We start from the raw sequence: 12,752 nt of genomic DNA on the forward strand, positions 1-12,752 counted from the left end.
TGGCTGGTGCGCCTCAGGCATGCCGCTTCGGCGGCAACCAGCCGTGCACCGCATGCTTGATCGCGCCGCGCAGGTCCATCAGCCGGCGGTGGAAGAAGTGGCTGGTCTCGGGCATGCGCACCAGCTCGGGCCGGTGTGCCAGCGTCTCGACCCAGTCGAATACCGCCTGCGGCTCGACGATCTCGTCGGCCTCGCCCTGCACGATCAGCCACGGGCAGCGCGGCAACTCGACCGCGTCGAACGGCCAGCGCCCGACCGGTGGCGCGATGCTGACCAGCGCGTCGGCGTGCAGGCGCACCGCGTTGGCGATGCTCACGTAACTGCCGAACGAGAAGCCGGCCAGCCACAGCGCGTCGTCCGGGCGCATGCGACGCACCCAGTCCACCACCGCGGCCAGGTCGTCGCCTTCGCCGCGGCCCTTGTCGTAGTCGCCCTGCGACTCGCCGGCGCCGCGGAAGTTGAAGCGCACGGTGTCCAGCCCGGATTCGCGCAGCGCGCGCTCGGCCATCGTCACCACCTTGTTGTGCATGCTGCCGCCCTCGATCGTGAGCGGGTGGCAGATCACCGCCACGCCGCGGCGCGCGCAGGCCGCTTCGGCGACGTCGCTGATCGCCTCCAGCTTGCCGGCGGGGCCGTCGAGCATGAAACTGGCGGCCACATCCGGAAAGCCGGCAGGTGCGGTGGAGAGCTCGGTGGGAGTCATGCCCGTGATGATAACCGCCGGACGCATCGGCTGCCGCGGGCGGCGCCGATGAACCACCTGGCGCACGCGCTGCTGGCCGGCGACGACGAAGCCCTGCAGCTGGGCGGGATGCTGGGCGATTTCGTGCGCGGCCCGCCGGACGCGGTCCTGTTACCGCCGCGGGTGATCGCCGGGATCCGCCTGCACCGGGCGATCGATGCGTACACCGACGCCCATCCCGAGGTGCTCGCGGCCAAGGTGCTGCTGCCCCCGCCGTACCGCCGCTACGCGGGGATCCTGCTGGACATGTGGTTCGACCGCTGCCTGGCGCGGGATTTTCCGCAGTGGAGCGCGCAGCCGCTGGCGGAGTATTCGCTGGCCCTGCGCGCGCTGCTGTGGCGGCAGGACGCCTTGTTGCCGCCGGCGCTGCGGCGCTTCCGCGGCTACATGGAGACGCATGGCCTGCCGGCGGCGTACACCGACGACGCCGTGTTCGGCGACGCGCTGGGCGGCATCGGGCAGCGCCTGAGCCGCGCCAACCCGCTGGCCTCGGCGTTGCCGGTACTGCAGCGGCGGGAAGCGGAACTGCAGGGGCGCTTCAAGGCGTTCTTTCCGGAGCTGCGGGAGTTCGCGCGGGCGTGGGTCGAGGAGCATGCGGAGTGAGTTTGCCTCCTTCCCGCGCGAAGCCAGGGAAGGGGAAAACGAAAACGCTGCCCAGGGTGGCTTTGGTTTTTGTTTTGGTGGGGCGGGCGGAGCCCCGTACCCTCTCCCCAACCCTCTCCCGAGGGGGGAGGGGGTAAACGAAAACGCCGCCTGGAGGGCGGCGTTTGGCGAAAGCTTGTTGGATCAGGCGAAGTTACTTCGCCTGATCGGTCAGCCAGTGCACGGCGTTGGTCACCTGTTCGGTGGTGAGCGCCGGGTTGCCGCCCTTGGGCGGCATGAAATTGCCGTCCGGGCCGTGGTAGCCATCGATCGCGTGCTTGACCAGGGTGTCGATGCCCTGCGCCAGGCGCGGACCCCACATGGCCTTGTCGCCGGTCTTCGGCGCGCCGGCGACGCCGGAGGCGTGGCAGCTGGTGCACAGGTGGTCGTAGATCGCCTTGCCGTCGGTGGTGCCGCCGTAGGCGACCTGCGAGGCGGCCGCCTTGGCGGCGGCGTCGGCGGCGGCCTGCATGGCGGCGCGGCCGGTGTTGCCGGCGTAGACGGCGCCGTCCGGCGCGAGCCGCGCGGCAACGCGGGCCGGCTGGTTCGGGTTGGTTTCCTTCGGCTCGTGCTCGTGGATCGCCAGCGCCGCGAGGATCAGCACCACGGTCAGCACGACCAGGCCGCCGATCATGATCGAAAACTGGCGCAAGACGCTCTGGTCGGATTTGCTCATGGAACCGCTCACGCACGTACTCCTGTCAGAGGGCGGCGGAACGCCACGATGGCTCCGACCTGCCTGGATAGTCTGTTGCTGTCGCACCGGTCCGATGCAGGCGCCCCGGCATGGCTCGCCGCGAGTGAGTGCACGGCGCGGATCGTGCTTGCCGTCCGCGCCCGGTTCGGGGCAGGGCAGGCAACCAGTCGGCGATTATAAACGAAGCGCGTGACAAGTTTCAGGCCCCCCGTGGCGACCTGTGGCGACGGAAGGGTGGTCGCGGCCGCCCGTCCGGCGCCTGCGAATGGCCGTGCGGCGGGCGTCGCCCCTGCCATCGGTCATGCCGCACCCCTGTCAACCGGCATTGTTCAAGTTCGTTCAACTGCCCCTATGCTTGCCCTACCTTGAGCTACATGCCGGCAAGGCCCGGCGCGTGTCCGTGGTTTCGCAGAGACGTGCGGCGCGCCGCGTGTCGGTGGTGCCGCACCGTTCAATCCAGGAGTTTTACATGTCGCGTTTTTGGAAGATCGCGTTGATCGTCGTTGCCGTGATCGTGGTGGCCGCGGTGGGCTTTCGCCTGCTGCACAAGCCGGTCCCGGCCGGTTCCGCGCCGGTGTCGGCTGCCGCCAAGAACAAGGACGGCAAGGACGAGACGCCGCCGGTGCCGGTCACCGTGGTGCCGGTGGTCAAGCAGAACGTGCCGGTCTACCTGACCGCGCTGGGCACGGTGCAGGCGCTCAACACGGTCACCGTGAACCCGCAGGTGGGCGGCCAGCTGCTCAGCCTGGAGTTCAGCGAGGGCCAACCGGTCAAGAAGGGCCAGCTGCTGGCGCAGATCGACCCGCGCACCTACCAGGCCGCCTACGACCAGGCTGCGGCGAAGCAGCGCCAGGACCAGGCGCTGCTGGAGACGGCCAAGAGCAACCTGACGCGTAGCCAGGATCTGGCCGCCAAGGGCTACATTTCCAGGCAGGATCTGGACACCTTGCGCAACACCGCCGCGCAGTACGAGGCTGCGGTGGCCGCCGACGCGGCCAACGTGCGCGACACCCAGGTGCAGCTGAACTACACCCGCGTGCTGTCGCCGATCGACGGCCTTGCCGGCATCCGCGCGGTCGACCCCGGCAACGTGGTCACCACCGCCAGCGCGATCGTCACGCTGACCCAGCTGCACCCGATCAACGTGATGTTCACCCTGCCCGAGCAGAACCTCGACATGGTGCGCCGCGCCGCCGCGAAGGACGGCGCCGGGCTGCAGGTGACCGCGCTGGACCGCACCGACGCGCACCCGATCGCCAACGGCGGCGTGCTCAAGGTGGTCGACAACCAGATCGACACCAGCACCGGCACGTTCCGCCTGAAGTCGGAGTTCCCGAACGCGAACAACGAGCTGTGGCCGGGCCAGTTCGTCAACGTGCGGCTGCTGGTGAACACCGTCGACGGCGGCCTGGTGATCCCGGCGCAGGCGGTGCAGCGCGGGCCGGACGGCGACTACGTCTACCAGGTGCAGGCCGACAGTACGGTCAAGATGCAGCCGGTGACGGTGGCCGGCGAAGTGGGCGACAGCCACGTGATGATCGGCAATGGCCTCCAGGCCGGCGAGCGGGTGGTCACCGAGGGCCAGTTCCGGCTGAAGCCGGGCAGCAAGGTCAACGCGCTGAAGCCCGGCGAGGTGCCGGCGGCGCCGACTGCGGCCGAGCTGGAGAAAGCCAAGCAGGACAGCAAGGGTGGCGGCCGCCGTCGCGGCTGAGCGGCCGCGTGCCGGCCCGGCATGACGCCGCCGCGTGAACCCGGCCGCGTCCCGGCCATGATCGCGGCGGAAACCGCACTTACACGTCACGGATAGCCATGGGATTCTCGACCCTCTTCATTCGCCGCCCGATCGCCACCTCGCTGCTGATGGTGGCGGTGCTGCTGCTCGGCATTCTCGGCTACCGCCAGTTGCCGGTGTCCGCCTTGCCGGAGATCGAGGCGCCCAGCCTGGTGGTCAGCACGCAGTACCCGGGCGCCAGCGCCAGCACCATGGCGGCGCTGATCACCACGCCGCTGGAGCGCAACCTGGGGCAGATCTCCGGGCTCACCATGATGAGTTCGGACTCCTCCGCCGGGCTGTCCACGATCATCCTGCAGTTCTCGATGGACCGCGACATCGACATCGCCGCGCAGGACGTGCAGGCGGCGATCAACCAGGCCAAGGGCACGCTGCCGGGCAACCTGCCGTATCCGCCGGTGTACAACCGGGTGAACCCGGCCGACGCACCGATCCTCACCCTGAAACTCACTTCCGACAGCCGCCAGCTGCGCGAGGTGAACGACCTGGCCGACTCGATCATCGCGCAGAAGCTGTCGCAGGTGCAGGGCGTGGGCCTGGTCTCGATCGCCGGCAACGTGCGCCCCGCGGTGCGCGTGCAGGTGAACCCGGCGCAACTGTCCAACCTCGGCCTGACCATGGAAGACGTGCGCAGCGCGTTGACCCAGGCCAACGTCAACGCGCCCAAGGGCACGCTGAACGGCAAGACGCAGAGCTACTCGATCGGCACCAACGACCAGCTGAGCGACGCGGCCGAGTACAAGAACACCATCATCAGCTACAAGAACAACTCGCCGGTGCGCCTGTCCGACGTGGCGAACGTGGTCGACGGCGTGGAGAACGACCAGCTCGCCGCATGGGCGAACGGCCAGCCGGCGGTGCTGCTGGACGTGCGCCGCCAGCCCGGCGCGAACATCGTGCAGACGGTGGAGCAGATCCGCCGCGTGCTGCCCGAGTTGCGCGCGGCGCTGCCGGCCGACGTGCACCTGGACGTGTTCGCCGACCGCACGGTGACCATCCGCGCCTCGGTGCACGACGTCGAGTTCACCCTGATCCTCACCGTGTTCCTGGTGATCGGCGTGATCTTCGTGTTTCTGCGCCGGCTGTGGGCCACCATCATCCCGTCGGTGGCGGTGCCGCTGTCGCTGATGGGCACGTTCGGCGTGATGGCGTTCACCGGCATGTCGCTGGACAACCTCTCGCTGATGGCACTGACCGTGGCCACCGGCTTCGTGGTGGACGATGCGATCGTGATGATCGAGAACATCGTGCGCTACATCGAGCAGGGCAAGGACGGCAAGGAGGCGGCCGAGGTCGGCGCGAAGGAGATCGGCTTCACCGTGCTGTCGCTGACCGTATCGCTGGTGGCGGTGTTCCTGCCGCTGCTGCTGATGCCCGGCGTCACCGGACGGCTGTTCCACGAGTTCGCCTGGGTGCTCACGATCGCGGTGACCATCTCGATGCTGGTGTCGCTGACGCTGACGCCGATGATGTGCGCCTACCTGCTCAAGCCCGACCAGCTGCCGGAGGGCGACGACGCGCACGAGCGGCACGCCGCGGCCGGCAAGCGCACGGTGTGGTCGCGCACGGTCAGCCTGTACGAAAGCTCGCTGGACTGGGTGCTCGACCACCAGCGCCTGACCATGCTGGTGGCTGGCGCCGCGGTGGTGCTCACCGTGTTCCTGTACATCGTGATCCCCAAGGGCCTGCTGCCCGAGCAGGACACCGGCCTGATCACCGGCGTGGTGCAGGCCGACGACAACATCGCGTTCCCGCAGATGGAGGACCGCACCAAGGCGGTCGCCGAGGCGCTGCGCAAGGACCCGGCGGTGGCCGGCGTGGCCGCCTTCATCGGCGCCGGCACCATCAACCCCACGCTCAACCAGGGCCAGCTCTCGATCGTGTTGAAGGACCGCGGCGACCGCGCCGGCCTGGATGCGCTGCTGCCGCGGCTGCAGCACGCGGTCGCCGGCATTCCCGGCGTGGCGCTGTACCTGAAGCCGGTGCAGGACGTGACCCTGGACAGCCGCGTGGCCGCCACCGAATACCAGTATTCGCTGTCTGCGGTGAAGTCGTCGGAGCTGGCCGGCTACGCCAGCCAGATGACCCAGGCGATGCGCCAGCGGCCGGAGCTGGCCGACGTGGACAACAACCTGGCCGACAACGGCAACGCGCTCAAGCTGACCATCGACCGCGAGAAGGCCAGCCGCCTCGGCGTGCCGGTGCAGACCATCGACGACACCTTGTACGACGCGTTCGGCCAGCGCCAGATCTCCACCATCTTCACCCAGTTGAACCAGTACCGCGTGGTGCTGGAGGTGGCGCCGGAGTTCCGCAGCAGCGACGACCTGCTGACCAAGCTCACCGTGCGCGGCAACGGCAACGGCGCGCTCACCGGCTCGAACGCGACCAGCTTCGGCCAGCTGAAGTCGAGCAACTCGGCCACGCCCTCGGGCATCGGCAACACCGGCAACATCGGCTTCGAGATCGGCGCCGGCGGCAGCATCCCGCTGTCCTCGCTGGTCAGCGCGCAGATCACCAGCGCGCCGCTGGTGGTCAGCCACCAGCAGCAGCTGCCCGCGGTGACGCTGGCGTTCAACGTGGCGCCGGGCTACTCGCTGTCCGATGCGGTGGCGGCGATCCACCAGGTCGAGGCGCAGCTGAACTTCCCGCCGCAGATCCGCGGCGAGTTCGTCGGCAAGGCGGCCGAGTTCACCTCCTCGCTGGGCGACGAGGTGCTGCTGCTGCTGGCCGCGATCGTGGTGATCTACATCGTGCTGGGCGTGCTGTACGAGAGCTACATCCACCCGCTGACGATCATCTCCACGCTGCCGCCGGCCGGCGTCGGCGCCTTGCTCGCGCTGATCCTGTGCGGCATGAGCCTGTCGGTGGACGGCATCGTCGGCATCGTGCTCTTGATCGGCATCGTGAAGAAGAACGCGATCATGATGATCGACTTCGCGATCGAGGCGCGCCGCACCGGCCTCAACGCGCGCGAGGCGATCCGCCGCGCCTGCCTGCTGCGCTTCCGCCCGATCATGATGACCACCGCCGCGGCCATGCTCGGCGCGTTGCCGCTGGCGCTGGGCAACGGCATCGGCGCCGAGCTGCGCCGGCCGCTGGGCGTGTCGATCGTCGGCGGCCTGCTGCTGTCGCAGCTGGTCACGCTGTACACCACGCCGGTGATCTACCTGTACATGGAGCGTTTCTCCGACTGGCTGGCCGAACGCCGCGAGCGGCGCGCGCTGGCCCAGGCCCAGGCCAGCAACGCGGCGTGACTGGCAGCGCCCGACGTCCCGGCCAGAAGCACCCCCTCCCAACCTCCCCCTGCTGTGCAGGGGGAGGAGCCGTGCTTTGCTCCCTCCCCTGCTCGCAGGGGAGGGTCGGGGTGGGGTCGCTCTTCGCGCCGCCGCGCGATCAACCTTTTCGCGGCCCGCGCGTTGAGGGTGGGATGATCCGTCCGCCGCTTCGCCCATCCCCGCTTTCGTCGAACGCATGAACCTCTCCGGCACCTTCATCCGCCGCCCGATCGGCACCTCGCTGCTGGCGATCGGCCTGTTCGTGGGCGGCATGATCGGCTACTTCCTGCTCGGCGTGGCGGCGCTGCCGAACATGCAGTTCCCGGCGATCTTCGTGCAGGCCAGCCAGGCCGGCGCGGATGCCAGCACGATGGCGTCGACCGTGGCCGCGCCGCTGGAACGGCACCTGGGCCAGGTGCCGGGCATCGAGACGATGCGCTCGTCCAGCTCCGAAGGGCGCACCTTCGTCTTCATGATGTTCCGCACCGGTACCGACCTGGACGCTGCCGCGCGCGACGTGCAGGCGGCGATCAACGCGGCGGCGCCGGACCTGCCCAACGGTCTCAGCGGCGCGCCCAGCTACCAGAAGGCGAACCCGAACGACGACCCGATCATCGCGCTGGCGCTGACCTCGGACACGCAGTCGGCGGCCGACCTGTACAACCTGTCCGACACCCTGCTGGCGCAGCGGCTGCGCCAGCTGCCGGGCGTGTCGTCGGTGGAGATCGCCGGCGCTGCCACACCGGCGATCCGCGTCGACGTGAACCTGCGCGCGCTGAACGCGATGGGGCTGTCGCCCGACCAGCTGCGCAACGCGCTGAGCGCGGCCAACCTGACTTCGCCGGAGGGCTTCCTGTCCAACGGCAAGACCACCATGGCGGTCAGCGCCACCACCCAGTTGCACCGCGCGGAGGACTTCGCCCAGCTGGTGGTGGCCAGCCGCAACGGCACGCCGGTGCGGTTGTCCGACGTGGCCAAGGTCTACGCCGGCCAGCAGGACGCGTACCAGGCGGCCTGGTTCCACGGCAAGCCGGCCGTGCTGATGTACGTCTACAAGAAGGCAGACGCGAACATCATCGCCACCGTCGACCTGGTCAAGCAGCAGCTGCCGGCGCTGCATGGCTACCTGCCGCCGGCCACCGCGCTGACCCCGTTCTTCGACGGCACGCCGACCATCCGCGCCTCGCTGCACGAGGTGCAGGCCACGCTGCTGATCTCGCTGGCGATGGTGATCGTGGTGATGGCGCTGTTCCTGCGCCGGCTGGCGCCCACCCTGATCGCCGCGGCGGCGGTGCCGCTGTCGCTGGCCGGCGCGTTCGTGGTGATGTACATCCTCGACTACACGCTGAACAACCTCACCCTGCTGGCGCTGGTGATCGCGATCGGCTTCGTGGTCGACGACGCGATCGTGGTGATCGAGAACATCATCCGCCATCTGGACGCGGGCATGACGCGCCTGCAGGCGACCCTGGCCGGCGCGCGCGAGATCGGCTTCACCATCGTCTCGATCACCGCCTCGCTGATCGCGGTGTTCATCCCGCTGCTGTTCGCCGGCGGCGTCACCGGCATGTTCATGCACGAGTTCGCGGTGACCCTGGTGGCGGCGATCGTGGTCTCCGCGCTGGTCTCGCTGACCCTGACCCCGGCGCTGTGCGGGCGCTTCCTCGGCGGGCATGCGGCGGAGCAAGCGGCGCCGCCGTCGCGGCTGGCCCGCGCGCTGGACGGCTTCCACGCCGGCATGCTGCGCGTCTACACCCGCGCGCTGGATTTCTCGCTGCGCCACGCGTTGGCGTTCTCGCTGACCCCGCTGGCGCTGATCGTGGCCACCTTCTATCTGTTCGGTGTGGTCAAGGCTGGCCTGTTCCCCGCGCAGGACACCGGCCTGATCTGGGGCCGCGCCAGTTCCAGCGCCACCGTCTCGTTCGGCGAAAGCCGGCAGCGGCTGGAGCGGCTCACCGCGATGCTGATGGCCGACCCCGACGTGGCCGCCGTGGGTTCGCGGCTGGGCAGCAGCCGGCAGGGCACCAGCGGCTCGTTCAACATCGACCTGAAGACCCGTGCCGAAGGGCGTACCGACGACACCTTCGCGGTGCTCGCGCGACTCAGCGCGAAGGCCGCGAACTACCCGGACCTCAACCTGCGCCTGCGCCCGGTGCAGGACCTGCCCAGCGGCGGTGGCGGCGGCACCAGCCAGGGCGCGCAGTACCAGGTCTCGCTGCAGGGCAACGACCTGGCCAGCCTGCAGCAGTGGCTGCCGAAACTGCAGACCGAGCTGAAGAAGAACCCGAAGTTGCGCGACGTCGGCACCGACGTCGACGAGGCCGGCCTGCGCCAGAACATCGTGATCGACCGCGACAAGGCCGCGCGCCTGGGCGTGTCGATCGGCGCCATCGACGGCGCGCTGTACGACGCCTTCGGCCAGCGCCAGGTGTCCACCATCTATTCGGACATCAACCAGTACCAGGTGGTGGTCAACGCGCTGCCCGCGCAAACCGCCACGCCGGAGGCGCTCAACCGCATCTACGTGCGCTCCGGCAGCGGCCGGATGATTCCGATCACCGCGTTCGCGCAGCAGCAGCCGGGGCTGGCGCCCTCGCAGATCACCCACGAAAACCAGTACACCACGATGGACCTGAGCTTCAACCTCGCGCCGGGCGTGAGCATGGGTGAGGCGATGGCGGTGATCCAGGCCACCGTGAAGAACATGCGCATGCCCGGCGACATCCGCGTGCAGATGGGCAACGACTTCCGCCGCTTCCAGCAGTCGCAGAGCGGCATGGGCTGGCTGATCCTGGCCGCCGTGCTCACCGTCTACATCGTGCTCGGCATGCTGTACGAGAACCTGATCCACCCAATCACCATCCTGTCCACCCTGCCGGCCGCCGGCGTGGGCGCGCTGCTGGCGCTGTGGATCACCGGCACCGAGCTGTCGGTGGTGGCGCAGATCGCGCTGGTGCTGTTGATCGGCATCGTCAAGAAGAACGCGATCATGATGATCGACTTCGCCCTGGTCGCCCAGCGCGAACACGGCAAGAGCCCGCTGGAAGCCGCACGTGAAGCCTGCACCGTGCGCTTCCGCCCGATCATGATGACCACCATGGTCGCCATCCTCGCCGCGCTGCCGATCGCGATCGGCCTGGGCGAAGGCAGCGAACTGCGCCGCCCGCTCGGCATCGCCCTGATCGGCGGCCTGCTGATCTCGCAAAGCCTGACCCTGCTCAGCACCCCGGCGCTGTACGTGGTGTTCTCGTGCCTCGCCGAGCGGCGCAAAGCGTGGTGGGCGCGGCGGCAGGGGCGCAAGCCCATGGTGGTCCGCCCGGGTATCGGCTGATCCGGTTGCCTGCCGCACGAGATCCGGCTGAATGCTACGCCAGAACGCTCACAGGCCGTTAACCGCGAGGCGGTTATCACGGACTTCCTGTTCCGGACGGAGTTGCGTGCGATGGGCAACGAGACCCCCAGGGCGGATTTTTCCAATGTGCAGGGTGGGGTGAAATCCACCGCGCCGGATGCGCCACCCAAGGCGGATTTCGGCAACGTGCAGTCGCAGGTCGGCTCCACCGCCGACCGACCCGCCACCTATACCGTGGTGGCCGGCGACAACCTGACGAAGATCGCGAAACACTTCTACGGCGACGCGAATGCATGGAAGGCGGTCTTCGACGCCAACCGCGACCAGCTTTCCGATCCGGACCGGATCAGGGTCGGCCAGGTCCTGAAGATTCCCGCCAAATCCTGAAGCAGGAGGTACCTCCATGAAGATGAATCGCCAACCCTTGATCCTTGCCGCATTGCTGGCCGCGACGGTGGTGCTGGGCGCCTGCGGCAAGAAAGACAACGAATCGGCGGCGCCGGCGCCGTCCACGGCACCGCCTCCGGCGGCAACGGCCATGACGCCCGCCACCCCACCGGCGCCTGCGCCGGCCGCCACCGCACCGATGGCGATGAACAACGGTGCGCCATCGGCCGTCACGGTCGGCGCGGTGGAGCTGGGCTCCACGGTCGACGCCAACCACAAGATCCTCGCCAGCGGCACCAGCTTCGCGCCGAAGGACACCATCTACGCCTCGGTCGACACCGGCGGCAGCGGTACCGCCACACTGGCGGCGAAGTGGACCTACCAGGACGGCCAGGTGGTGCACGAGGACAGCAAGACGCTCAATGCGATGGGTCCGGAGACCACCGCCTTCATGATCAGCAAGCCCGACGGTTTCCCGGCCGGCAACTACAAGGTGGACATCTCGCTGGACGGCAAGCAGGTCGCCAGCAAGGATTTCACGGTCAAATAAGTTGCGAGAAGGCACAGAGGCGTGAGTAAAGCGCGACCCCGCCGCGCTTTACTCACGCGCACTAGCGCATATGCGCCGCGTCTGCCTGGAACCGCGGTCCGCCCGTGTGCGGGAGAACTGCTCGACCATAACTGCGTAGCTGGCGCGGAATGGCGTTATCCGGTTGGGTGAGAGTCTTGCTTGGCTATTCTGTGAGGCCGCAGCTCTTCGCTGTGGATCACCGTCGACGCCCGCAAACGCCGCCGCCGCCGCCCACCTTGCTTCAATGAGGCCGCAGCTCTTCGCTGCGGTTTGGCGAAGGCGCAAGGCGCCCATGCGCGTGCAGTCATCAACGCCCGTCAGGAAGTCCCACTCGGAGAGACGCCGCAGGCGCCGCTTCGCTTCGCGCGCCTCCAGTGCCTCACGCCGCTCCATCAGCATGCGGCCCCAGCGATCCGGCGAAATGTCGCGGAAGATGCCGAACAAGGCCTGCTCGCGCGCAGGCCACGACGGTCCGGCGACCAGGGGCAGGTCGGGCGCGATGGCCACGCTCCGTCGTCGTTCGATATAGTCGCGGTGGTAAGCGAAGCTGATCGCCTCGCTGCCACCGTGCCGCTCGCAACGCAAGCTGCCGATGGCTATGGTTGGCCCGAGCGTGGCGTCGTCCAGCACCACGTCCAGTACGGTTTCCGAGCGCGCACTCACGACTTGCGCCTGCCGCGCGGCGCACCCACCTGTCGAATGTCCTGCAGGCGGCGGCCGAGTTCGTCCTCCTTGGCCAGCAGGTCGAGGTCGTGATCCAGCCCCAGCACCTCCATCGCCCGCAACAAGGTGGCCAGACTGCTCGAACCTTCGCCTTGTTCCAGCTTGCGCAAAGTGGGCAACGACACGTCGGCCCGCGCCGCCAGCGCCGCCTGCGTCATGCGCCGCCGCAAGCGAGCAGCGCGCAACCGGGCGCCGAGCGCTGTCAGACGCTCGGCGGCGGCCGGAAAGATGGGTGGGGTGCGCTTTGGCATGGAAAATAAACTAGTTATTTAAGGTATATATAGCAAGTTTATTTCCTTTCCCCTGTGGGGTGTGGACTGGTAGCAACTTGATGGCTGAAGGCGTCGGGGTCACGTGAGGCGCGCTACAAGGGCCTAGCGGAGGATGGCGCGCAGATAACGATGCTGTTCGCGCCGGTCAATCTGTGGATGGTGCGCAGAACGTTGATGCAGGCAGCGTACGGTTACTGTGCCCGCAGCGGCCCGAAAGGGCGCGCCGTGGCGCAAAGGGGGCGGCATGCGGTCATCAAGACGAGTACTTTTTGCCCAGGCAGGAGCCCATCGCGCAC

Annotated in this window: 10 protein-coding genes; 6 read left to right on the plus strand and 4 right to left on the minus strand. The window is 68.6% G+C overall.

Annotation, left to right across the window (positions count from 1 at the left end; all coding sequences use genetic code 11):
* Positions 1-13: 13 nt before the first annotated feature.
* Entirely contained in the window at positions 14-703 is a 690-nt protein-coding gene (locus RHOOR87_RS0102050; RefSeq protein ID WP_027484071.1) for an alpha/beta fold hydrolase, read from the minus strand.
* A 48-nt stretch (positions 704-751) separates the two neighbouring features.
* On the opposite strand from RHOOR87_RS0102050, the gene RHOOR87_RS0102055 reads away from it, so the two are divergent.
* Positions 752-1,345: an ACP phosphodiesterase gene (locus RHOOR87_RS0102055; RefSeq protein WP_027484072.1), complete on the plus strand. Its 594-nt coding sequence runs from the start codon at positions 752-754 to the stop codon at positions 1,343-1,345.
* 193 nt (positions 1,346-1,538) lie between these two features.
* On the opposite strand, the gene RHOOR87_RS0102060 is transcribed toward RHOOR87_RS0102055, so the two are convergent.
* Entirely contained in the window at positions 1,539-2,060 is a 522-nt protein-coding gene (locus RHOOR87_RS0102060) for a c-type cytochrome (protein WP_015449059.1), read from the minus strand.
* Positions 2,061-2,550: 490 nt separating this feature from the next.
* On the opposite strand from RHOOR87_RS0102060, the gene RHOOR87_RS0102065 reads away from it, so the two are divergent.
* From RHOOR87_RS0102065 to RHOOR87_RS0102085, 5 genes are all read left to right on the plus strand, one after another.
* Positions 2,551-3,792, plus strand: coding sequence for an efflux RND transporter periplasmic adaptor subunit (locus RHOOR87_RS0102065; protein WP_015449058.1), 1,242 nt, complete (start codon positions 2,551-2,553; stop codon positions 3,790-3,792).
* Between the two features lie 98 nt (positions 3,793-3,890).
* A complete protein-coding gene (locus RHOOR87_RS0102070; protein ID WP_027484073.1) occupies positions 3,891-7,130 on the plus strand; it encodes an efflux RND transporter permease subunit in 3,240 nt (1,079 codons plus the stop codon).
* Between the two features lie 217 nt (positions 7,131-7,347).
* Positions 7,348-10,482, plus strand: a complete 3,135-nt coding sequence (locus RHOOR87_RS0102075; protein WP_027484074.1) for an efflux RND transporter permease subunit — start codon at positions 7,348-7,350, stop codon at positions 10,480-10,482.
* A 111-nt stretch (positions 10,483-10,593) separates the two neighbouring features.
* Positions 10,594-10,890: a LysM peptidoglycan-binding domain-containing protein gene (locus RHOOR87_RS0102080; RefSeq protein WP_007512329.1), complete on the plus strand. Its 297-nt coding sequence runs from the start codon at positions 10,594-10,596 to the stop codon at positions 10,888-10,890.
* 16 nt (positions 10,891-10,906) lie between these two features.
* Positions 10,907-11,440, plus strand: coding sequence for a hypothetical protein (locus tag RHOOR87_RS0102085; protein ID WP_027484075.1), 534 nt, complete (start codon positions 10,907-10,909; stop codon positions 11,438-11,440).
* A 48-nt stretch (positions 11,441-11,488) separates the two neighbouring features.
* Here RHOOR87_RS0102085 and RHOOR87_RS20675 read toward each other — a convergent pair whose 3' ends face one another.
* On the minus strand, positions 11,489-12,124 hold the full coding sequence (locus tag RHOOR87_RS20675; protein WP_027484076.1) for a HipA N-terminal domain-containing protein: 636 nt from the start codon (positions 12,122-12,124) through the stop codon (positions 11,489-11,491).
* Positions 12,121-12,435, minus strand: a complete 315-nt coding sequence (locus tag RHOOR87_RS0102095) for a helix-turn-helix domain-containing protein (RefSeq protein ID WP_015449054.1) — start codon at positions 12,433-12,435, stop codon at positions 12,121-12,123. The genes RHOOR87_RS20675 and RHOOR87_RS0102095 overlap by 4 nt, the downstream gene beginning before the upstream one ends.
* Positions 12,436-12,752 lie beyond the last annotated feature (317 nt).

Source organism: Rhodanobacter sp. OR87 (assembly GCF_000473345.1).
Classification (GTDB): domain Bacteria; phylum Pseudomonadota; class Gammaproteobacteria; order Xanthomonadales; family Rhodanobacteraceae; genus Rhodanobacter; species Rhodanobacter denitrificans.